The organism is Lunatimonas salinarum, assembly GCF_017811155.1.
Taxonomy (GTDB): Bacteria; Bacteroidota; Bacteroidia; order Cytophagales; family Cyclobacteriaceae; genus Lunatimonas; species Lunatimonas salinarum.
The window spans coordinates 155531-179849 of the sequence record NZ_JACVCV010000005.1 but is presented as its reverse complement, the minus strand read 5'-3'; the positions used below and the strand labels follow the sequence as shown (position 1 = coordinate 179849).

The window sequence follows — 24319 nt, the reverse complement described above, 5'->3', positions numbered from 1 at the left end:
CCTATTTATTGATGTTGTAAGCGAGCGATAAGCGCAGTGTTTCTGCCAGTGGATGGTTTTGGGTTTGAGGTACCAGATAAGAAAAATCAAAGGCGAGGCCTTCAACAATTCGAAAGCCAACACCCATGGTAAAGTACCGTCTACCTCCTTTTCGGGGGTTTTCATAGAAATACCCGGTCCTAACGGCAAATTTATTGTCGTAGTCGTACGCCACTCCAAAGGAAATCATCACTTCTTGAAGCTCCTCTCTGAACCCTCCGGGGGCATCTCCAAAAGATCCAAACATTCCACTCAATAGCGGGCGGGTGGGGTCGCTTCCAGCTGCTATGCTTGGCCGATTGGTAATGGGATCTCTTACGATCTGACCGTTTGCGTTACGTTCATACAAGGGGGGGGTAGGAACCATCAACTTATTGAAATCCAAGGCAAAGGTGATGTTGTTAAAATTATCCATTGGAATTTTCAATGCGGTTCCAAGCCGGAAATTCGTCGGCAGGTAATCTAGGTCTTCGGCACTGTTATAGGTGATCTTTGGCCCTATGTTTGAAATGTTCAGCCCCCAGGACCACAATGCGTCTTTTCCGGATACCAAGACGTCGGATTGATGGTAAAGACCAATGTCCGTTCCCACGCTGACGCCCGGCCGACTCTCATTCCCGCCGGCAGATGATATATTTCCCGAAAGATTGGAATGAATAAAACGGGCAGAAATTCCCAGTGCAAGGTTGTCGGAAAGTTTGCGAGAATAGGTGCCTCCAATAGCGATATCTCTCGGATTAAAATCACCTAACGGATCGCCGTTTTCATTGGTGAGTTGGATAGAACCCATATCAAAATATCTCAAATCCAACCCAAATGTGGATACATTGTCAATCCGCTTATACCCAGTGAGGTAATTGACTGACATATCGGGTACCAATCGTCCAAGCCAAGGTGAGTAGGACAAGGAAAACCCCATATCTGTATCGACAAAGGCTAATTTGGCTGCATTCCAATGGGCTGAATTGGCATCGGGTGAGGTGGCGACTCCCACGTCACCCATAGCGGAATGTCGGCTGTCAGGTGCAAAATTCAGAAAGGGTACCGCCGTGGTGATGACCCGTCTGTTTGGATCCTGTTGGCCAAAAAGGGTTACAGAGTTTTGGGCGGCCGCGTAATACGGTGCCATAAAAACCAGTGCTAAAAAAGTTAGCGCGTAAATAGGTTTTCTGATCTTCATTTAATCAATAATTTTCCTCCTATCTGGTCGGAACTGCCGTCCTGCTCAGATGAGAGTTTTAAATGATAAATATACGGTCCTTTTATGGGAAATACAGCGTTGCCCTCTGAAAATATCCAATCAAGACCGCTGATGTTTTCACCAGCGTTTTCAAAACGTCTTTCCGTAGAAAATATTTCACGACCGTCAATCGAAAAGATCCGCAACGTAACACCAACCGTTTCCCCCGGCCGATTATGCCTAAACCGAAAGGAGGTTTCCAGTGAAGCCGGGTTTGGGTAGTTGGCTACAGCTAAAATTTTGATTGATTCGATGCCAGTCACATCTACCCTAAAATCCTTAGCCGTACGGTTGCCTAGGTTGTCAAAGGCGGTAATAACCAACTGGTTTATTCCTGATTTGAGGCCGGATACTTCCATCAGCAATTTTCCTCGTTCAAATCCGGAATCTAATGAGCGAAAGAGGTGGTTTAAAACCACTGGATCCTGATCGTTTAGCCGCAGGGTGATATCCTGCCCCAGATTTATGGGTGAAATGTTTATTCCGGAAGGATCTTCAAAGAAAACGGTGAGCTGAACCTGTGTGGAGGATAGCTGCCCGTTTGGCGACAAGTTTGGGCTGTTGTAATTGATGGCGACTTGCGGCCCTTGGGTATCTTCCGGAGTCTCTGTATAGGTGCCGCCTATTTTCACCCGAAGGGCGCCAATCATTTCCCCGCCGGAAGCTGAATCAAGGCCAAACAGTTGGATGCTTCCATCTCCAATGCGGTAGTCGATATTCTTACCTACAAAGAAGCTTCCTTCAAAATTCCCATCCTTAATCGTTCCCACTCCCTTGTGCAAAAGGGCACGGTTTTCGAAAAACTCCACAGACGGACTTTCGTCACCGAGCGTTTTTAAGGTCAATGGTTTGTCCAATATACGGATATCAAATGTCCCATTAAACCCCGCAGGGATGGCTCCGGAGAGTGGGTCGGATACGGAACCGCGAAAATGAATCCGCTGCATCGCCTGTATAGTATCTACTTCCATTTCCGTCAGGCCATCGCGTAGCTCGAGGTCTCCGATCCGGTATTCAGGAAGTGAAAGCTTCAGGGAAGGATCTCCCAGTAGCGAAAAATTTCGATTTAGCGAACCGCTTAGGCTATTGTTCTTCGTCAGTCGAAAGATTTCTCCCAAGGAAAGTGATTCTCCATAGGGGCGGGCAAATAGATGCTCTATGAACGCCCTGTTAAGTAAGAAGTTCACACTGCTGAAAACTGGACGCCCGGTAGTCAGCAGGGCAATGGCCCCTTTTTCAGGAGTCAAAAGCAGCATTTCGGCGGCGCTTTGAACCAAAGGGCTGTCGTGTCGGCCAAATTCACAGGTGGCTGTTACAAACACAGGCAGGCGGTTGGATGCTGGCATTTCAGCAATATCGGCTACCCGAAATAACCCTTCCGCAGCCAAGGTGGTTTCATTTCCATGGCCAATGTAGTTGATTACTAATCCGGATTCTCGGAGCCATTCTTTCAAATAGGTACGCGCCGCGGGGGATGCTTGTGAGCTCCCTGTATTGACTTGTTCAAAGCGGTCTAAATACAGTTTATCAACGATAAATTCCGGGTGGTTGTTGAAGAGAAAAGTTGCGTGGGCTTCGGCATCGGTTAGGTGGATATTGTTGTCTCCGTCGTCCGCAATCAACAGTAGCTTGCGTTTCCAATCTCCTTCATGACCCTCCCGGGTGCTGTATTGAATAATTTTGTCAATGGCATGTTTGGCATCGGATAAACTTATGGCAGGAATCCTTCCAACTCCTATAGATAGCAGGTGATCTCCGGAGTTCGATTCTTCCCATTCACCGTCTCCAAAGGATAGGAAGCCAAAATAATCGTCCGAACTGTAAGTTGTGAGTGGATTGAGGCTATTTCTGGAACTGTAGGTTGGTACTAAGTTAGGTTCGCCCTCAAGGATATTTTTGAAATCAAAAGTGCCCTTTCCCAATAGCAGAACGTTTTGCAGGGATTTTCCCTCATGGTATTGATAGGCCAAGAAGTTTCGTAACGCACTTGGGTCGGGATTTCCATATCCGAAGGCATCGTATACGGCATCGATGGATACGGCTTTGGCTGATATGCCCGAACTGCTTTTGAATGAAGCCAAACGGTTGGCCTCTGGCATAAAGTGTGGGGCGGTCACGATCCATAATTCCGGAAAGAATGTGTTTTCGCGCAGGGAGAGGTCCATTGGTCTGGAGATTGTCATTTCTGGGACTGATCGGGGGTCAAAAAAAGCAATTTTGGATACTTCAGCTGGGAGAAGGCTACCATTTGCGATTTTCTGCGTTTTGGGGGCAAGGGACCAAGCCTGTCGGTTTTCAGGTGCCTCAAAAGTGGTATTTTTTGCGGTGTTTGGCGGTCGATAGAGGACGTGGTTATCCATTAAGGAAGGGTTTACGGGATAGCCTATCCATAAGTGTTTTAAATAGCCTGCACCGTTGCGGTCTGCTGTATAGAAGTCAAACTGCACCTCCAGCCGTTCTGAGGTATTGATTTGACGTTGTTCGGTGAAGGCCCCCTCCCGTCCTTTTATTCCATAAGTGCTGTTTGGAATCGATGGGAACGCTGATTCTTTGATAAGTTGCCCGTTTAATGAGGTGGTAAACTTGCTGTCTGCGATGGATTGTGCGAGCAGGGTGGCAGAGAAAAGCACTTCTTGTCGTGAGTCAAACGCAGAGGGAACGTCTACCGTAAGGATAGTCTGCTGCCCTGAGAACATTCGATGCCCATACCAATCTCGGCCCGATTGAAGTAGGTTGTAGGTTGGTTCATGGTAGCTTTCCATTGCATACCACGGGGAGGAGTTGTTATCATCGTCAGGAGTAGGTTCACTTGGGTTAAGGTTTTGGATCCGTTTTGGGGAAGGAGTATTTCCCTTTAGAATAAAGTGTTGCCTTTCTGTGTAATGATTGACTTGAAAACTTGGGTAGTTTTCCTCCCAGATGAAGGTGTCCGGCCCGGGAAGGAAAAAATAGAGGGTGCCATCGATCAGCTGTCCCGGGAGCTCCTGCATGTTCCATGCACCAGAATCCAACCGCTGAGGAAGCATGCCGGCCAACCCAAATAGGCTGATATTTTCAAGTTCTCCAAGCCCTAAGGTTTGGGCTTTTGTTTGGGTGATTTTATATATTCCTTCTGTTTCGGTGGTTACCAAAAATGCTTGCGCAGGTAAGGTTCCGACAGCAATTATCCAAATGGTAAGCGTGGCTAGTGAGTTCCATATGTTAGGTTTGGACAGCATGTTTAGTCAGCAGGTTTTCAACCAATGATAGGAGGAGGTAAGTCACCACAATAAAGGGAACTCCGGCAGTACCCAAAATCACCAAAACGACCAATCCAATGGCCAGCAATAGATATTTTGAGAAGTTCTTTTTGACAGAAAATGTTTTAAACTTCAAGGCCAATAGTGGAAGTTCCGCGGTCAGCAGAAAAGCAAATAGCACAACTAACAGGCCTATTAGGATGGGGTGGAGGAGCAGTCTACCAAGCTCAGGGATCGCCATAGCTAAATGAGGTAGTGTGCTAAAAAACAAGGCGTTAGCTGGGGTAGGCAAGCCAATAAAGCGCTCACTTTGTCGCTCATCGATGTTAAACTTAGCCAGCCGAAGAGCGGATTGTATGCCAATAAGAAATGAGAGGTAGGGGAGGTATTCCAACTGACCACCACTTTGGAGCAGTTTGAAGGCGATGAATGCCGGTAACACCCCAAAAGTGACCATATCTGCCAGGGAATCCAATTGTTTGCCTATCTCGCTATGGGCTTTGAGCAATTTTGCGACAAACCCATCCAGAAAGTCGAAAACTGCGGCGGCCATGACGAAATAGGCTCCCCACAGTAATCGGCCTTCCAATACAACGTAAATACCAGCCATGCCGCTGCAGAGGTTAAGGCAAGTGATCAGGTTGGGAATGTGCTTTTTCACCTTCAAAATCTAGCGTTTTTACCTACGAAGGGGTTGGTGATCTTCTCGACACCAATGGTGGTCTCAGGTCCGTGCCCTGGGAATACCACCACGTCATTTGGAAGGGCAAACAGTCGTTCTTTGATGGCATTAAGCAGTGTGTCGGCATCTCCACCTGGCAGATCGGTTCGGCCAATGCTTCCCTGAAACAACGTGTCACCACCTATGCAGATTTTGGAAGCCTCATGGTAAAAAACCAAGTGTCCTGGTGAATGCCCCGGCACAAGGATCGCTTTCAATTGCTGATTTCCAAACTTTATGATTTCCCCATCTGCGATGAAATGGTCTGCCGAAGACTCCTGAAAATGCGGGAACCCGTAGTTGGGTGCGTAGGCCGGTACAGATTTGAGGATTGGGTCCTCGTCTTTGTGATACCACAAGGGGATATCGTAACTGTTTTGAATAAATGCATTCCCCAGCACATGGTCAATATGGCAATGGGTATTTAAAAGCTTCACGGGCACAAGGCCCTGTGATTGGATGAAGTCAAAGAGTTCTCCCCTTTCCTGTTTATTATGGCACCCCGGATCGATCACTACCGCTTTTTTAGTCTCGTCAAACAGCACATAGGTGTTTTCCATAAATGGATTAAACGTGAAGGATTTTAGCTGCATGTGCAAATGGATTAATTTTAATTCAAAATAACGAATAATGATTTAATTTTGGGTATGAAAACTGATTTTTTACTAATTGGTCAAGGTTTGGCTGGAACAGTGCTGTCTTGGAGGTTAATGGCTGGGGGACACCGTGTGCATTTGGTGGATATGCCTGGCATGCATATGAGTTCCCGGGTAGCCGCCGGTCTTTACAACCCAATTACCGGAAGGAAGATGGTCAAGACCTGGGCGGCAGATTTGCATTTTCCGGAAATTGAACCCTTCTACCGGAGTTTGGAAGAGCGGTTGGGTCAGCGTTTTTTGGAACCTAGACCCATTTACAGGCCATTTTTAAATGTTGAGGAGCAAAACGAGTGGATGGGAAATAGTAGCCGGATGAGTTTTAGCCGTTACCTACTTGAAATACGCACTGCATCGAAATATGACGTAGTCAGTGACCCTTATGGAGGCGTGGTGCTTGCCCACTGCGGTTACTTAAATATTCCAAAGTTGCTGGATGCGTATAGTCATTGGCTGCAAAATGAGGGCTTGCTCACGCAGGAGCTTTTTGACGAAACAAAGCTGATCCTGCATTCAGATGGCATTTCCTACAATGGGATTGAAGCCAAAGCGGTTGTTTACACCAATGGCCTGGAGGCCTTGAAAAGCAAGTACTTTGCCTGGCTGCCCTTTCGTCCGGTTCGGGGAGAAATATTGACTGTGGAACAATCCTTTTCTCCGGAAGAAATTATTAACCGGGGAGTGTTTCGAATTACTTTAGAGGAAGGCGTTCACCGGGTTGGGTCTACTTACGATAATCAAGATTTGGAATCTGGTTCTACGGAAAAGGGAAAGGTCGAATTGCTGGAAAAATTGCAGTCACTGATAAATCTGCCCTGGCCAACCATTCTACGGCATGATTGGGGCATACGGCCTGCGACCAAAGACCGAAAGCCATTTTTAGGACGGCATCCTGCTTATAATCAGGTATATATATTTAATGGGCTTGGGGCAAAGGGCGTTTCTATGGCACCTTATTTGAGTCGAGAAATGAGTAATTTGTTAACTTTTAGCAAGGAACCTGCAAAAGAGGTGAACATAAATCGATTTTTTAAGTATATTTAAAGAATCAGAAAGTACATGAAGGAAAATAAATGAGCGTTAGATTTCTACTCCTGTTTATTGTCATTTTCGTGGTTGGTAACCTTCATTTGGCCAACGCACAGTTCGATCAGGAACGTTTTGGAAAGAACCGGGTTCAGCATAAGAATAAGGAGTGGTACCACTTCAGTTCAAACAACTTCGAAGTCTATTTTTACGACGGAGGCATTACCAATGCTCGTTATGCAATAGACTTTTTGGAAGGGGAATTTGACCGCCTTACGCAGACAATCGGCTACGTAGCATACACGAAGCCAAAAATTTTTATTTACAACTCCAGTCAGGAGCTCTTGGAGAGCAATCTTAACATCAATAAAAACAACTATACCATTGATGGGCAAACCTTTTTCTCCAAATTATTGGCTGAAGTCCCTTTTACCGGCTCTTGGGAATCCTTTAAAAAGGAATTGCTGTACCAAACCTCTAAAATCATCATGGAGGAAATGCTGTATGGCTCCAGCATCAGTGACGCGTTCCAATCTAATCTGATCAATAATTTTCCGGATTGGTTCATTGACGGGGCGGCAAGGTACATGGCTTACGGGTGGGATATGGAGATGGATGACTTTGTTAGACATTACCTGAATGGCAATGAAAATCCAAAACTGCATAAGCTAAACCCACAGGAAGCGGCACTAGTAGGACAGTCTATTTGGAATTTTATCGTAGAGCGCTTTGGGCGGAGGTACATATCCAGTATCCTTAATCTAAGCCGGATCAATCGAAACGAGGAAAACAGTATTGCGAATACCCTAGGCAGGCGCTTCAAAGATTTTCAGACAGAATGGAGCTCCTTCTATACGAGTTTGAATAAACAGGTGTTGGATACCTTTAAAGAGGTTAATAAGAACAACGAAATAGCCTCTACCTCCAATAATAAATACGGGTCCATTACCTCTGTCAAATTTAGCCCTGACGGCAAAAACTTGGCCTACGTGTTAAATAACGGTGGGAAGTTTCGTGTTATCATCCGCGATCTTTCCAATAGCCGGGAGCGGATTATTTTTAAAGGAGGGTACTCCTCTTTCGATCAGGAGGCAGATTTTACGACACCTGCGATCGCTTGGCGTGATACGTTGAACTTAGTTTTGGCAGGCTTCAAGCGAGGGGTCACCACTATCCGTATGCGTGCCATTGATGGAAGTTCCCAGGATAAAATATTCTTGCGTAACCTAACGCAGATCCTCGATTTGGATTTTTCTCCTAGTGGGCGTGCCATGGTCATTTCCGCCATTTCAAACGGTAAGACAGATATCTACACACTCAACATGCGGGGACAAGGTCGGCGAATCACCAACGATGTGTTTGACAACAGAACCCCGGTCTTTTTAAACGACTCTACCATAATATACGCGTCCAATAAAGCAGAACTTCCAGACAGCCTATTAACGGGGAATATCGATGTAAACAACCTGCCCGATTATTATAATATTTTTATGCTGGAAACCGGGAATGATACGTTGGTCCATACCAAGTTGACCAACGTAAATCATATAAATATAATGCCGAGGAAGCTAAACAATACTACGGTACTTCATTTGAGCGAGCAGAGCGGGATAATGAACATCATGCGGTTTGGCTTAGGAAATATGGTGAGTAGTCAGGTTTCCGCCTTTAACCGTAGTGTGGAAACTTTCGACTATTCCTTGCGAGCCAATAAATGGGCCTATGCGGTAAGAGATGGTAATCAAAGCCGGTTGGTTTTGGAGAATTTTCCCAATCTGGATCAATTCACCCCCAGCACGCCCCGGCTGCAAATACAACAAGCAAAAGAATTGAACGAGCGCATTTCCTCACGTCGTATCCAACGGGAAGCAGAGGAAGAAGGCGGTGAGTCCGATCGTATTGAGGAGTCTTCCGAATCGGCACCTTCATTAATCGATAGGGCACAGCGACGTACGGATGATGGCCAAGTGGTGGCGGATACAACCATCGTGGGTGGAGTCGACCTAGAAAGTCTTTTGATTGGAGGGGCTCCACGTCCTGATTCCGGCACAACTTCACCCCCCCTTCCCAATTCTGCTAGAGTGTCTGCAGCATCCGCTGCAATGAATCAACCATCCGTATCTGCAGACACCTTGCCTTCTACACCTCAGCCTGCGACGGGAGCGATTAGTCTGGATAGGCTGCGTTTCGAACGAGAGGGAGGAATAAATACCGACGACTACACCTTTGATACAATTCCTCCAGGTAGCACACTTCAGCAGCAAGCGCAGCAGCCACCGCAACAACAGCCCGGCGCAGTCGGTAGAAGTAATATATTGGAGGCATTTAGGCAGCAATCAATGGTTAAGCGGGTTACAGGTCCTAGTACTTATACTCCCCTGTTCGCTACCACTAGTTTAAATACCAACTTTGAGGTGGATCCATTGAGGGGGTTTGCGATTAATTTACATGGAAAAATGAGTGATCTGCTAGACAATCACTCGGTCAGGGGAGGCATCATGACTGCGTTGGATTTTCGTTCTGGTAGCGATGTCTTTTTTGAATACGAATATTTGAAGAGTAGGATAGACCTTCGAGGCAGGTTTGATAGACGGGCAATCAATCGCAGTGAGGGCGATCTTACCGCACAAAAGTATGTGCTCACTAAGACCGAATTGGGAATTTCCTACCCATTCTCAGTAGGAACACGCTTCACATTGAGTCCTTTTGTGGCGAAGACTCAGTATTTTAATTTGAATCCTGACTCGATCTTGCGGGGTACAGACGAAAGGCAAAACCGGTTCGATGTGAACTACGCAGGGGGAAGAGCGGAGTTTGTTGTGGATAAAACCAGGTTGTTAGGGCTTTATATGGAGCAAGGCTTCAAAGGAAAGATTGGTGTGACCCACTATCAGGGGCTTTCGAATAATCAGCGCTCGTTTAGCAATGCCTTCGTAGATCTGCGCAACTACCAAAAAATTCACAAAAACATTACCTTGGCCATGAGGGTATTTGGGGGTAGTTTCTTCGGAAATAATCCTCAACAGTACCTCGTCGGAGGGATGGATAACTGGCTCTTCAATCAGTTTCATCAGCCTCCAAGTAATAGACCAGAGATATCCCCGGTGCGAAATGCACAAGGCGTGGAAAATTCCAACATCCTTTTCACAGAGTTTGTTGACTTGCGGGGCTACGACTACGATGAGATAAGGGGTAGGAACGTGATCACCTTCACCTCAGAATTACGTATCCCGCTGTTTGCTTACCTCTCCAGGGGCAATATAACCTCCAATTTTATCCGTAACTTTCAGCTTGTCGGGTTTTACGATGCAGGGTCCTCATGGAACAACGCGGCACCATGGGAGCGAATCAACGACCAAAATACGGAAGTTATTCGCACGGAAGGGTCACCATTTGTGATTACGCTAAATAATTTTAATAACCCTTGGCTTCAAAGTTACGGGGCAGGCTTGAGGACAGTGCTGTTGAATTATTATGTAAAGTTTGATGCGGCTAGGCCGATACGTAACTACGATGTAGAAAAAATGAGATTTTACGTCACTCTAGGATACAATTTTTAACGGCTGTATATTGCGGGATGATTAAATCCATGACCGGTTATGGCATAGCCGATTTCGAAAACGATCAATCTAGAATACAGGTTGAGGTTAAAACGTTAAATTCCAAATTTTTGGACCTTTCGCTAAAGTTCCCCAAGCAATATGCAGAAAGGGAGCTGGAGGTTAGGAAACTGGTCTCTGAAAAGTTGGTGAGAGGGAAGGTTTCCCTTATCATCGAGGTAACTGAAAAAGACTATGATCAGCTGCCGGTATCCATTAACCAAGGCCTCTTTCAGGCGTATGTACGTGAATTTAAAGAGCTAGCTGGGCAATCAGGGTTGAATACAGATGATCTTTTTAGGCTTGTACTGCAATCGCCCAATGTGCTTTCCAACCATACAGAAACTCCAAAAGGTGTAACTGATTGGAACCTCGTTTTGTCAGTGGTAGAAAGGGCATTACAGCATTGTGATGAGTTTAGACTGCAAGAAGGCGCATCGCTTTTTGGTAAGTTCGAAGAAAACATGGAGGTCTTGAAGGAAGGATTGGAAAAAATTCGGATAGAAGAACCCATTCGCAAGTCCCGTATCAAAGACAAAATAAGAAACCATTTTTCAGAATGGTTGGATGAGAGTAGTTTTGATCAAAATCGGTTTGAGCAAGAGCTTATTTATTATTTTGAGAAGCTGGATATTACCGAAGAAATCGTCCGGTTGGAGACGCACCTGAAGTACTTCACCAAGGTGATTCAATCGGAAGAAGCCCAAGGTAAAAAATTGGGATTCATCGGTCAGGAGATAGGCCGGGAGATCAACACGATTGGTTCGAAGGCAAATGACGTAGCGATTCAGCAGACAGTTATTCAGATGAAAGATGAGCTAGAGAAAATTAAGGAGCAAGTGCTAAACATCCTTTAGTATTCTTTTCTACTTGTCGCTTTCAAAACCTATAAACATTGTTTTAATCCAAATGGATTTGAGTGATCCTACCCCAATCAGCTCTTTAAATATAGTGTCTTGTCGGTTCGGGCTTTTTACAAGGAAGGGTTGCCAAGAAAGAAAAAAAAAGGCTACTAACATTTTGTCAGTAGCCTTTTATAATTATCACAAGAATTATTAGCTAAGCTTGAATCGGATGGGAAGTCGCATCTTAACCCGTACAGGTCGTCCGCGCTGTTTACCAGGTTCCCACGCAGGTGCTTCACTAACTACTCTCATAGCTTCTTCGTCACAACCTCCTCCAATGCCCCGAAGGATGTCAACGTCCTGAATGGAACCGTCTGTGTTTACAACGAACACCACATAAACAGTACCCTCTATACCCATACGCCTAGCTTGTGTGGGGTATTTTAGATTTTTCTGAAGGTACTTATTCCATCCTTCCATACCACCCGGAGGGGTTGGCATGTTTTCTACTACGTCAAATATTTCGTCGGCCTTTTCGACAACGGGAGCATCTTCGATAATCACCTCCTTGATGACCGTTTCTTCTTTCACGTCCACATCAAAGTTAACCTCGATTTTTTCTTCGATTTCCACTTCATCAGGGATTTCTTTGATCTCAGGCTGCTCGATTGGCGGTGGTGGCGGTGGTGGCTGTTCCGTGATTGGAATATCCAACAGTTCTTCGAATTCATCGTTGATTGATCCTAAATCTTTGAGCATACCATCACCGTAGGATTTGTACTCAAAAGCAAATAGGACAAGACCAACGCTTACCAGCAAGCCAAGATTCAGGAACATGCCCGTCTTCTTGGTCAGATCAGCTTTTGGCGTTTTCTTAGCTTCCATGATTAATTGTCCTTTATTATTGTTAAATGATCCTTCGTATTAACGGAAACAATTCTAGTAAATATTTTTCACTTATACAAGAATGCTCCGCTTCTTATTCAAATAAACAAACAAAACCATCCCAGTGGCCCCACCTGTTAAATTTGCACCGATATCCAAATAATCAAATGATCGATTGGGGACGTACGTCTGCAGGTACTCTGTAAAGATAGCGAAAATAATTCCAAAAACTAAATAATTAATAAATAATTTTTTAGTTTTATTTTCTTCCTTGGCATGGGCGTTCCAAAATCTGGCCCAAAGAAACACCAATCCAAAGAAAAGCGTAAAATGGACTGATTTATCAAAACCTGGGAAGGTGGGCAATTCGGGTACGGCGCTTCCTGGTGACAGGATCGCATATAGAAGCCCTAGGGTCCAAATGACCGCAGCATATAATCGGTATGATGGTGCCCTATTCACCAATCAGTTCAGCATAAGCTTCCGGAGAAAGCAAATCTGTGGGCAAACCTTCAGTCAACTTGATCTTTATCATCCAACCTTTGCCATAAGGATCTTCGTTCACCAATTCTGGTGAGGACTCCAGGTCTTCGTTTAATTCTGTAACTTCACCACTTACCGGCATAAATAGGTCAGATACTGTCTTGACCGCTTCAACAGTTCCAAAGGCTTCTCCCTTTTCAAGTGTTTCGCCGATGGTTTCTACCTCGACATACACGATATCGCCAAGTTCTCTTTGGGCAAATTCCGTAATGCCTACAATGGCTACATCGCCTGCTACCTTAACCCACTCATGGTCTTTTGTGTACTTTAATTCCTCTGGAATGTTCATAATTATCAGTTCTATTGAATACTCAAAAATACAAGGTTTACGCTTCTGTTAAAATTATTGGCTTAAATTAAATGTAAGTTGACCTCCAAATGCGGTAGAACTGCGGCGGAAGGCAGTTGAAACCTTGGGGTCGTTGATAGTACGGTCGAAATAAAATTGAATGTTCAACTTTTGGTTTACTACGTAGCCGATACTTGGTCTCAGATTTACGTTGAGGTTTCCGTTTGTCAGCGTATTTATTTCTTCGATCTTACGTTGTATCGTCCGTGTGTCTACGATCCTTGTGGAAAGCCGGAAGGTAAGGTCGTTGCTCAATACTTCCTGACGTCCTTGGATTTTAAAGGGCACTTTGACCCCGGCTTTCGTATATCCGAGATCAAACCTAAAATCCTGGCTTTTTTGTTCGGTGACCTGGGCGTTTGAAAAATTCAACCCCAAATTTCTCTCGGTATTGTATTCAAAACTGATGTTCATCCGGTCTTTTGTGAGTAAGTCTACGCCGATCAAGGGCGCAAACCGCTCCCAAACCACCACTTGATTGAGTATGAAAATGGGAATATAGGCACCAAATTCATCTAGCAAAGTAGCATTTGGAATATTTTGCAACTGATTATATAGTTCCAATCCATCTTGGTAGAGAAGTGAGTTGGAGAAGTTGCTTACCTCGTACGCGGAGGCGTAATTGTGGGTGAGGTTGATGGACGAAAAATATTCACTCAATGCAGGTATTTTTGACAGCCCCCTATAGTCCAAACGCCAATTGGGTAGTGGGATCCGTGGGAATGGGTTCAATGAAATGGATTCGGGTGCCTGGCCTGAGTAAGCTGCCAAGAAGGCCGGTATCAGCACGTCTTGCCCATTGATGTTATAGGTTCCTCCTAGGTTTTGGCTTTCAAGTCGTTGCTGTATGGTACTTCTATATGCTTCAAAATTCTGGAATAGGGGAGAGTTATTCTGTGCATCACTTCTCGACCTAGCCGTTCGTATCAGGTTATAACTGATGCTATAGGCTCCCATTCTGTTGGGGTTAATCGAGACAAAATCTTCTGTGAGTGGGTTTGCTTTTCGGAAAATCTCGCTGTAGTCGCCCGTTTGGCGTTTTCTAACTTCTAAGGTAATCCTAAAATCACGAATTGGTTCTACTAACGAGCTTATTTGTAGGTTTTCGGTCTTATTTTGCCGGAAGCCCTGAGTCAATTGTGTGCTGGATGCAAGCATACCCCGATTGGCGAGGTCGAAGCGAATCTGATCGTTTTGACTGCCAAATACAAAAGGTAAGCCGGGATTCATGAAGCTTTTATCCATTCCAAGAAGTCCAGTGTTTTGCATGTAACCGGGAAGAAAGGTTCCCTCAGTTATTTGATAGCTAAAATTAATTTCTTTGACCATCATCATGAATTTCAGCAACGAATTTCCAAAGCCCTCGTTGCTTGGTGCTGACGCAGTTGAATTGGTATTTGGCGCGTTTGGCCTACCGGGAATGGTAGGACGCTTGGGAGCATTTAACGCATTTAGCTTTTTACTTTTGTTATATAAGGATATAAAATCCAGTTTTCCGTTTATAGAGCGGTCACGGGTATTTTGAATGGTGTTTCCCAAGGTATCCCGCTGGCCAATTGCCCCTGTTACCCACCCGTAGCTGGCCTCATAACGGAGGTCGGCTTTGATCCAATCGGTTAGAGGCAGCTTATCGAGGGGAATGGAGTAATTTACCACACCTTGATGGGTATAGTTGGTGGTTCTTCCAAGCCTACGGAGGTTAAAACGCAAGGAATCCAATTTTGCCTCAGTATCCAAATCACCCTCTGGTTCATCGACGATAGCGTTTATGGCAGAGTTGAAATCAACTGATAGGTTTTTGGTCAAATCCCAGTTTAAACTATAAAAGCGGTTGACGAAAAAGCTTTTTTGAAAGAGGGTTTCTACTCCTTCGGTGGTCAATCGATCGTTGCGATTCTGGGTTCTCATAAACCGCCGGTCTATGTCAATCCTTGCTGATACCAGGGACGGAGCAAAGTTAAAATTGATGTCTTTGATCAATTGGAGGTAATTCCCGCTCAGGAATTCCATATTTTTAAAGGGTTCAACCAACAATGGGTCTGGTTGGAAATTGTATGCGGCACTTCCCCTGTAACTCTCAAAGGTATAGTCTGCTAATTGAATATTACTTTGCTTTACCAACCCATAGGCATAAGAGACGGAAAAGTTCTCCAAGTCATAAATTCGGTTGGTTTCCTTTTCCGGATTACGTACTTTCCGCACATTGGTCACGCTGAAGTTTCGTCGCTGGGATTGGTCCATTACCTGATTTCGGTAATTCTCCCTCTCTGCGCCTGTATTGAATTTCTGTAGTGCCACCTCAAACGGAACATCGGGGTTGAGAGGGTCAAATTCAGGCTTCGTACTCGAGTTTTCTACGCTCACATACATCGGAATACTGACTCCAAGGGCTTTTGGCAATAGCCTGTCTACGTTCACGTTTGCGGAAACATCGTATTGGGTGGTGGATTCTCTTGCCCGCTGGGACAGCCTGGTTTCCAGCCCGCCAAAGCCGAACGTATTATGCCGAATGGATGACGAAATTACGGCTACATCGGCTATCTGCATGTTTAATCGGGCGTTCGCGGCCCAGCCGGAAGATTTGTTGAAGTCTGTTACCCGCAGTTCATTTGCCCAAATACAGACGGATTTGCTAGCCCCACCGGACATACCGGGATTGCGCACGCCAATCATCATTCCTTGGATAAAACTAAGTTCCGGCCTACCCACTACGGTAACTTTGTACTGTCGTATCTGAACCGAATAAGCGAGGTTTTGGGGTCGTTGATTGATGTCTCGGTCTGCCTTCACGCCTACGATTTCATCGAAAGCGATGTCAATTTCGTTCTCTAAAGGCCAAATGTCCCTGGGATTTCGCGTGGACGGAGGCGTAAGCATTAGCGGAACCTCAATTTCATAGTAATTATCTGTATAGTCGGTTCCCAGCCTTAAAAATGCCGTAAGCTCGCCGTTCTGTGCGTCTTGGCTACTTGCATGTAGAAACATCTTCAGCCTGCCATATTGTACCAGGTCTTCGTTGACATTTTTAAACACCGCCCGGGAATCCCGACTTTGTAAATTGTCCACACATAATCGGAGGGATTGTTCATTTAGTTGTCTCTCCACAGTGGAAGTATTGTCTCGGTCCCTAAAAATTCCCGGGGGGAGTACGTAGGGACTTTGGTTTTCACTGCCTTGACCATTTTCTTCGATATTTACGACTCCAACGGTGAAATTTGAGTTGTCAGGTTCGGGAATTTCTGAAAATCCCCTCTCAAACAGAGATTCCTGAAAGATCCTCCACTGACTGCCTACTAAGCGGAAGTTGGCCATTCGCAAGACCACCGGCTGCTCAAAGTCAGTCAGGTACGTACGCATAAAACGTATGGATTTGAAACCGGAAATATTCCCGAAGTTTCGGTCCGGCTGTCTCACGGGTATCCGGAATAAATACCAGTTTACTTCATCCCCGGAGTTTTCATCGATGTGGGTGATTTGATCCACGATATGGCCTTGGCCTACCCGCATTGTTGCAGGTCTCAAGTCTAATTCGTATTCGTAGTAGCTTTCCAGTTCGTTGATGGTGTTGTCATTGTTCAGATCTTCATTGTCTGGAATATTGGAGCCTGAGGGAGTGTAGGGGAGGTTGGAGTTTGACGTGATCGGTGTATTTCCTTCCACACCGTTGAATTTTTTGTACCGTTCGAGGATTTTTACATCGTTTTGGTCGTACTCGGGATCCAAGTAATACCGGAAGTCATCCGCAGAGGGGTCAGCTTGGATTTGCTGTAGGGATTGAGGATTTACATTTAAACGATTGAGGAAGCGGTCGGCAAAGTAGTCTCGCTCTACTGCATTCCCTAAGCCATCCATCCCCACATCTTGGTTTTGTCGGGCTTCTGGCGAGTTGTCAAATGCTGGGGTCAAAAACTGTTGGGTAGTAACCCTGCCCCATTCGTTTTCAGACACCCGATCGAGCGATCCGTCTACGGGAAGGCCGTTTTCGAAGGCATGCCTACCATCTTTCATCACATCTTCGGATACTTCTCCCAAGTTAAAGAAAAGCTTGCCTCCTGTGGTGTTGTTTTCATTAAAAATCCCATCCAATACCCTTCCGTATTCTCCCTGTAGAAAGGGATCCATCAGCCAAAATTCGATGTATTCGATATTGGTTCGGTCAAAGTCCACCTCCGAGGTGATGGCCCGTGTTACTCCTCCGTAATTTTGGCGTGGATTGGGCAGGAGCCCGCCATTTGTCAGGTTTGGGTTATAGTTGTACATGCCCCGTTCATGTGGGAAATACGCTAAATCGAACAAAGGTTCCGGTGGTACCAACACATCCCGGTAACGCCCTCTGAAGATCTCTTGAGGGAAAACCCCTCGCACGTAATGGTTTCGACGGTCTTCCGAACTGATATTTGGAGGGGTGCTTCTGCCCGAAGCCCTGAAAAACACATTGTCTAATACATACCAGGACAACTTGGCCCTACGATAGGCGTTGCCCAGTCGGTCTTCAGTTTGCATGGAAAGATCAAACCGGTTGTCATTCGTGGCGGGAGTAGCTGCCAGTCTCCAGTTTTGTGGTGAGGACCCGAGATTAAATGGGATTATGGCCGTTTCAAAATCGTCTATGTACGAAGCGCCCTCTCCGTCTACCTTATTCGAGGTGCCTGGTATCAAATGGGCAAATTCACCATTGAAGGTAATGAGTGATTTTTCTTTTGTCTCAGTAAATGGGAGTGCATCGGCCAATTTCGTCAGAAATAGGGATTCGTCGCTGTAGTTCATGTCCAATCCCCAAAGGCTGTTCCTAAGTGTTTCGTTTCCGGTGGCTATCCGGGATATATTTGGCCGTTCGTTCAAATATAAAAAAGTACCCCCCAAATTAAAGTTTTCGTTAAATAGGTAATCAAATCGGGTGCCCAGCATGCTCCTGGTTTGGAAAGAAACCAGGTCTGCCTTTTCGAAACTGATGCTGATGCGTTTACCGGATTGCAATATGCCTTCATTGATGATCACGACCCTGCCGATATTGTAATCCACCGTAAAATCGACTCCTTCTGTCAAAGGAATATTACCTGCCGTTACCAGCACGGATCCTTCGGAGATGTTTAAGCCCGGCAACATGATTTCCGAAGCGGATCCAGAGGTGAAACTACCTTTGATGAAGTATTTGTTTAATCGGGTCACCAGCTCAGCATCGGCCAGTGTAGTCCGGTAGAGTGTGTCAAAAACGTATTTCTGAGCAAGGTTGGCTTCGGCGGGAAGGAAGTTTTGGGCAATGGCCCGGCCAAAGGGCTCCAAAGAAGGGAAAATGACCAGCCCCTGTTCCGGACGTACGGTCAGTCCCGACACAAAATCGAAGTTTCCATCCGGTACAGGATCATTTTGCGGGTTTAACCGATCCAGGCCCAGGAGACGAATAAGTGGGATATCCCTTACATTCTGACCTTCTAGGAGGCTTGGGTTATCCAATCCGGTACGGTCATCCCGGTAGATGATTTGTAATTGAAAGCCTTCCCGTTTGATTTGGTTGGCATTTAGGTTATAGATGTTTTTCATCATCAGATCCCAAGTAGGCACCTGTGTATTTATTCGGGCTGGTCGTAGTAACTTGAGAAAAATGACTTCATTTTCGGGTCTGTTTTGGTAATCTTCCGAAAGTTCTCCGACTTTATATGATTGACCGTTATAGGTGTATTCATAAGATACCGCTACGATTTCATCGTTCTGCAGCTTCCGGAAAAGCGAAAAATACCCCAATTCCCGGTGAAAAGTGTATTCGTTGGACGCCAGCTTTCTGGCCCCGTTTACCTGTTCAAAATCTATGCCCCGCTCTAGACCCAGTTCATTGGAGATCGCGCTTGAGGCTTCTTCAAATGACCGGAAGGAGGGGTTGTTTCGCAGCGAAGTAAAAAGGTTGTTGGAATTGTTCGCGGCAGGGGCTTGCGGTGTGCCGGGCCCAATGTTTGGATTATCGGGACGGAAAATCCGCTGCCCCTCTCCCAAGTCCATAAAAGCGGCAAAATTCCGAAGCGTTTCGGTGTTGTTTGCACGGTTCATGATGTATACTTCCACCCGGGTGATCTGTACACCCGAGAGTACCTGGGGAAGTCCTCTCAGCCAGTTCTCGTAGTTGTCCCGAAAGAAGTGGCTTAAAAAAAAGTGGCGATTCTCATCGTAATTGGATCCACGTATTTCGAATGGACGGCCCTGATTACCGCCTTCAATGATGATTTCGTCTCTTCTGCCCCGCTGGGTGGATGCCACCGTAGTCATGAACAGCTTGCCAAATTGCATCTGGGTTTTTACGCCAAACAGGTTGGTAGCGCCCTGTATGAGGCTGTTTTGGATAGGCATACTCACGTTACCGATCTCTATACTTTTTATGATATCCTCCTCAAAACCAGCGTATTCTACCTTTAGTTGGTTTTCGAAATCAAACGAATTGTTGCTGTCAAAGTTTGCCCCCACCCGTACCTTTTGTCCCAACATGCCGTTTACGCTCATTTGTATTTGTTGGTTGAAATTAAATCCGCCGTTTCGTTGCTGGCGTACGGGAATAGAGGGATTGTCTATCCGTCGGAAGATGCCCCCAAAGTCGAGGTTGACGTTCCCAGTAGGTACGATGGTGATTTCATTGCCTCCAAATATCCTGTCAAAAGTAGGACTCATCGTGATCGGTGGAATCAACCCCCTGCCGCCCACAGCGCTTTCGCCGTCCATGCCTCTGGAACGGTTTCTCCAGTATTCTTGCCTCAGTCTCAATTCCTCCATTTTGGAGAACGAACCGAAATCGACCGAGTAATTGGGGTCTACCTGGGTGGAGTCTAATCCTTCGTAAATAGTGTATCGTAGTACTGAGTCGATCTCTACTTCATAGATACGCTGCATCGGAGCCGGAAACTCAAACGGAGACTGCCGATTCCTAAATGGAGCCTGATAGGGAAACAACGGTGTGGTATTCAGGTTGTCCCAAAGTAGAAAGGAAGGGAGTGATCGTCTTTTTTCAAGGGAGTCAACCTTACTGGGCAGGCTATCTGTAGGAGTCTGAAACGCTGCTGCCGGGCCGCTCAGCATGGACAATAAAATGATAACCCACAGAAAAAGCGTTCTGGAAGAAGGGAAGATAGATCTAGATTCCGAAAAAATATTTGCGCATTTATCGGTCAACACAAGGAGCTGTTAGGACGACTTTAAAGATGCCTTAATTAAATCTTCTAATGAAATTTCAAGACCATTTTTTTTCAGGACAGAAGCGATATTTTTTTCTGCCGTTGCCCGTGGAAAACCAAGTTTCATCAAGGCTTGTAACGCCTCTGATTTAAGTTTATTGCTTTGAGCCATAAAGCCCTGTTCGGGCAGCGCGGACTCAGCTATCCCGTCCCTTTTAAGTTTGTCTTTTAATTCCAGTACGATTCGCTGGGCAGTCTTTGCCCCTATCCCCTTTACCCGTTGGATGGTGGTATGGTCTCCCTGTAAGATAGCCTGCCCTAGTTCCTCCACATTCAGAGAAGAAAGCACCATCACGGCAGTGTTTGGGCCAACACCAGAGATCGAAATGAGATCCAGAAATAGCTTTTTTTCCGATTCCTGCCTGAAGCCATACAAAGTATGGGCATCTTCTTTTACGTGAAGGAACGTGTGCAGCAAGATATGTTCCTCATCTTTGATAGCAGAGTAGGTGCTCAGCGAAATTTTGACATGGTACCCTATTCCACCGATATCTATGATGACATAGGTGGGGTCTTTATATGAAAGTTTTCCTTTTAAATATGCGATCATTTTAGGAAATAGTTTGTGCGTCTACCACGGCGATAGCTACCATGTTTACAATCTCTCTGATAGAACTACCCAACTGCAATACATGTACAGACTTGTTCATGCCCAAGAGGATAGGACCTATCGCTTCCGCATTACCGATTTCTGCCAAGAGTTTGTAGGCGATATTTCCTGAAGTCAAATCAGGGAATATCAGCGTATTGGTCTTATGATTTATCAAAGAGCTGAACGGGTAGTTTTCTTTTTGGATGTCTTCGTCCAAGGCTACGTTCGCCTGCATTTCCCCCTCTATGACCAAATCCGGGTAGCGTTCTTTTGCGAGTTGTGCGGCAAGTGCCGTTTTGGAAGGGATTTCTCCTTTCGCGGACCCAAAGTTTGAATAGGAAAGCAGGGCAATTTTTGGGTCTATATCGAAGAACTTCACACCATTGGCGGTTAGGCCAATGATCTCTACCAGTTGCTCTGCCGTGGGGTTTACATTTACAGTGGTGTCGGCAAAAAAGAAGGGGCCTTTGCCGGAATTCATGATGTACATACCCGCAACCCTGTCCACTCCTTTTTTCACACCGATAATTTGCAGGGATGGAATAATAGTCCTTGGATAGTCCTTTGTCAACCCGGAGATCAAGGCATCTGCATCACCTCTTTCGACCATCATAGCTCCGAAGTAATTTCGATCCCGCATGAGTTTTTGCGCTTCATAAGGGGTGAGGCCTTTTCGTTTCCGCTTATCGTATAGAACCTTCCCGTAGCTTTCGATCAATTCGGTTTCTTCAAAGGGGTCAATGATGGTAACCTCTGGCAGATCCAGTGAATTTTCCGCAATGAGTGCTTGGATTTTAGCTTTATTGCCCAACAAAATGGGGATGGCAATTTTCTCGTCTTTTACCAGCTGTGCCGCTTTTAGGATCTTTCGATTGTCGGCTTCGGCAAATACCACACGCCTGGGGTCTTTTTTGGCCCTAGCAATAACCCTTGACATTAAGCGCTGATCGATACCGATGCGCTCCTGAAGGTCCAGTTCGTAGGCTTCCCAATCTTCAATGCCCACGCGAGCCACTCCGGATGCCAGGGCAGCTTTAGCCACTGCCGGTGCAATCGTGGTGATGAGCCTTGGATCCAACGGTTTAGGAATCAGGTAGTTTTTACCAAAGGCCAATTTTGATTCCCCATAGGCTTTGTTTACAATATCAGGCACCGGTTCCTTCGCCAAGGCGGCGATGGCTTTGGCTGCTGCCAGTTTCATTTCTTCGTTGATCGTGGTAGCCCTGACATCAAGTGCTCCGCGGAAAATGTAGGGGAAGCCGATGACGTTGTTTACCTGATTTGGAAAGTCTGACCTTCCTGTGGCCATGATCAGGTCACTTCGGGAACTCATGGCCAGGTCGTAATCTATTTCCGGATCTGGATTCGCCAATGCAAACACGATGGGGTTGGGCGTCATTAACCTTAGGTCTTCAGGTGAGATAATATTGCCCGCAGAAAGTCCCAAAAACACATCCGCACCAACCAATGCATCCTGTATTCGGTGATAATCCTTATCAGTCGCAAATTCCCCATGTAAGGTGCTAATTCCAACTCGGTCTTTCCGGATTACACCATTGATATCACACATGACGATGTTTTCCTTTTTTACACCCAGTCCATGGTAAAATTGGGTACAGGACATGGCTGCTGCTCCCGCACCACTGACTACAAGGCGGATATCGGCTATGTCTTTTCCGATCAGTCCCAACGCATTTAGCAGTGCGGCTCCGGAAATGATCGCGGTGCCGTGTTGGTCATCGTGCATCACCGGGATGTTCATCGCTTCTTTGAGGCGCTTTTCAATGATAAAACACTCCGGGGCCTTGATATCTTCCAAGTTGATCCCGCCGAAAGTGGGTTCTAACGATCGGATGATTTGAATGAGTTTTTCGGGGTCTTTTTCGTCTATTTCCAGATCGAATACATCTATCCCGGCAAATTTTTTGAACAAAACTCCCTTACCCTCCATAACGGGCTTGGAGGCATCGGGACCAATATCGCCTAAACCCAGTACGGCAGTACCATTGGAGATTACCGCTACCAGATTTCCTTTTGCGGTGTATTTATAGGCGTTTTCCTTGTCTAATTCAATTTCCTTGCAAGGCTGGGCAACGCCCGGGGAATAAGCTAGTGCCAAATCCAACTGGCTGGATAGGGGCTTGGTTGGAAGAACTTCAATTTTCCCTGGCTTGCCACTGCTGTGGTAATTTAAGGAGTCTTCTTTTCTGATTTTGATTACCATTAATAAATGGGCTTTTGATGATTAATTGGATGAGGCCGCCTTCATTTCTGTAGCCAATAGGATAGTCTCAATTTCACGGAGTGGAGAGCGATGGGCCTCATTAGGGTAATATACAAATCCTTCTATGTAGAAAATCTTCCCTCTCTCGGCATCTACCACGGTATATGACAGGAAAGATCCGCCCATAGAGAAGTTGTTGCTTTTCCATGCACCGCGCATCTCAACGGCGTAGGCCCCGTCAATGGTCGAGGTCGAAAAGACCGGAGGTTCGATGGTTTCGGTTACCAAAAAGGATTCCTTATTGGATGGGTCGGCAAATATTCTGGGCTTTAAAATCCTGTCTCGTAGGGCGATGATGTTTTCGGGAAATACCTCGCTCTCGTCGGTATAATCCGTCATGTAAAAGAACAGACTAATATCCGGCTTGTCTGTACGAGGAGTGGGTTGACGAAACCAAAGAAATTGTTCTTCGTCTTTGACGAGTTGATAAGAGGCCGGCAAATTTAACTGGATACCGAATTTTTCCTCTGCCAGCACGGTAGCGATACTGCTTTTTCGATTGAAAAGCGCTTTTGCCAGCCGTTCCCTTTCCTTGGTTATGAATAGATTTTGAAGTTTGGATTTATTCTCCTTGAGGTTTGCGATAAGTTCTTCTTCGTTGTTTCCAAATAAATAGACTACTTCCTGACCAACCGCAAATTCATCCTTTGACCGAAGCATAAATAGGGAAGGATCTTCCAAGGCCATCTCTTTTGAATCTTCGGTAAATTGACTGTTGATGACCCTGCTGCCAGGCCTGGTATCGTCAAAAGTAGTGACATAAACCATGTTTGTCGCCATTTTCAAAATGCGTGTCAAACTACGAGGATCCACTTTTTTAATGTTAAAAAGCGATTCTTCCCGGATAATCCCCCGGATATCTTCTTCAAATATGTCTGCAAGCAATTCGCCTACGGGCCCTGAATACTTGGTAGAATCGATGACTAAAATGATTTCACCAAAGGCTCCTCTTGCTTTGGGTAGGGATGAATTTCCGGAACCCCCGGTGCCACCACTGTTTTCGCAGGCCGTGAACAAGATTAGCGAAAGAGAAAGCAAAGAAGCTAGCGCAAAGATTTTTGAGTAGTTCATAACGATGGTTTTGTTC

At 45.7% G+C, this 24319-nt stretch carries 14 protein-coding genes; 3 read left to right on the top strand and 11 right to left on the bottom strand.

Features of this window, described 5'->3' with window-relative positions; genetic code table 11:
* Position 1: 1 nt before the first annotated feature.
* The 4 genes from porV to IAQ59_RS07805 are packed head-to-tail and all read right to left on the bottom strand — an operon-like array spanning position 2 to position 5832.
* Positions 2–1219 carry a type IX secretion system outer membrane channel protein PorV gene (gene porV, locus IAQ59_RS07820; RefSeq protein ID WP_209330240.1) on the bottom strand — a complete coding sequence of 406 codons (1218 nt, stop codon included), beginning with the start codon at positions 1217–1219 and terminating at the stop codon, positions 2–4.
* Positions 1216–4497: a type IX secretion system sortase PorU gene (gene porU / locus IAQ59_RS07815; protein WP_209330239.1), complete on the bottom strand. Its 3282-nt coding sequence runs from the start codon at positions 4495–4497 to the stop codon at positions 1216–1218. Before porU ends, porV begins: the two co-directional genes overlap by 4 nt.
* A complete protein-coding gene (gene pssA / locus IAQ59_RS07810; RefSeq protein WP_342450688.1) occupies positions 4481–5179 on the bottom strand; it encodes a CDP-diacylglycerol--serine O-phosphatidyltransferase in 699 nt (232 codons plus the stop codon). Before pssA ends, porU begins: the two co-directional genes overlap by 17 nt.
* A gap of 2 nt (positions 5180–5181) precedes the next feature.
* On the bottom strand, positions 5182–5832 hold the full coding sequence (locus IAQ59_RS07805; protein WP_209330237.1) for an MBL fold metallo-hydrolase: 651 nt from the start codon (positions 5830–5832) through the stop codon (positions 5182–5184).
* 54 nt (positions 5833–5886) lie between these two features.
* On the opposite strand from IAQ59_RS07805, the gene IAQ59_RS07800 reads away from it, so the two are divergent.
* The 3 genes from IAQ59_RS07800 to IAQ59_RS07790 are packed head-to-tail and all read left to right on the top strand — an operon-like array spanning position 5887 to position 11377.
* Positions 5887–6939, top strand: a complete 1053-nt coding sequence (locus tag IAQ59_RS07800; protein WP_209330236.1) for an NAD(P)/FAD-dependent oxidoreductase — start codon at positions 5887–5889, stop codon at positions 6937–6939.
* A 29-nt stretch (positions 6940–6968) separates the two neighbouring features.
* Positions 6969–10481, top strand: a complete 3513-nt coding sequence (locus IAQ59_RS07795; protein WP_209330235.1) for a PD40 domain-containing protein — start codon at positions 6969–6971, stop codon at positions 10479–10481.
* A gap of 17 nt (positions 10482–10498) precedes the next feature.
* On the top strand, positions 10499–11377 hold the full coding sequence (locus IAQ59_RS07790) for a YicC/YloC family endoribonuclease (protein ID WP_209330234.1): 879 nt from the start codon (positions 10499–10501) through the stop codon (positions 11375–11377).
* A gap of 198 nt (positions 11378–11575) precedes the next feature.
* Here the strand turns inward: IAQ59_RS07790 and IAQ59_RS07785 are convergent, their stop codons facing one another.
* The 7 genes from IAQ59_RS07785 to IAQ59_RS07755 form a co-directional block, all read right to left on the bottom strand.
* Positions 11576–12250: an energy transducer TonB gene (locus tag IAQ59_RS07785; protein WP_209330233.1), complete on the bottom strand. Its 675-nt coding sequence runs from the start codon at positions 12248–12250 to the stop codon at positions 11576–11578.
* Positions 12251–12322: 72 nt separating this feature from the next.
* On the bottom strand, positions 12323–12712 hold the full coding sequence (locus IAQ59_RS07780) for a VanZ family protein (protein ID WP_342450687.1): 390 nt from the start codon (positions 12710–12712) through the stop codon (positions 12323–12325).
* Positions 12705–13082 (bottom strand): glycine cleavage system protein GcvH, encoded by a 378-nt coding sequence (gene gcvH, locus IAQ59_RS07775; protein ID WP_209330232.1) that lies wholly within the window; start codon positions 13080–13082, stop codon positions 12705–12707. The genes IAQ59_RS07780 and gcvH overlap by 8 nt, the downstream gene beginning before the upstream one ends.
* Positions 13083–13136: 54 nt before the next feature.
* Complete coding sequence (gene sov / locus IAQ59_RS07770) at positions 13137–20201, bottom strand: T9SS outer membrane translocon Sov/SprA (protein ID WP_209330231.1); 7065 nt, start codon at positions 20199–20201, stop codon at positions 13137–13139.
* Positions 20202–20306: 105 nt separating this feature from the next.
* The gene (gene ruvA / locus IAQ59_RS07765) at positions 20307–20906 is read right to left on the bottom strand and encodes a Holliday junction branch migration protein RuvA (RefSeq protein ID WP_209330230.1); all 600 of its coding nucleotides are present in this window, start codon (positions 20904–20906) and stop codon (positions 20307–20309) included.
* Between the two features lies 1 nt (position 20907).
* Positions 20908–23172 (bottom strand): NADP-dependent malic enzyme, encoded by a 2265-nt coding sequence (locus tag IAQ59_RS07760; protein ID WP_209330229.1) that lies wholly within the window; start codon positions 23170–23172, stop codon positions 20908–20910.
* Between the two features lie 21 nt (positions 23173–23193).
* Positions 23194–24303, bottom strand: a complete 1110-nt coding sequence (locus IAQ59_RS07755; RefSeq protein WP_209330228.1) for a DUF4837 family protein — start codon at positions 24301–24303, stop codon at positions 23194–23196.
* Positions 24304–24319 lie beyond the last annotated feature (16 nt).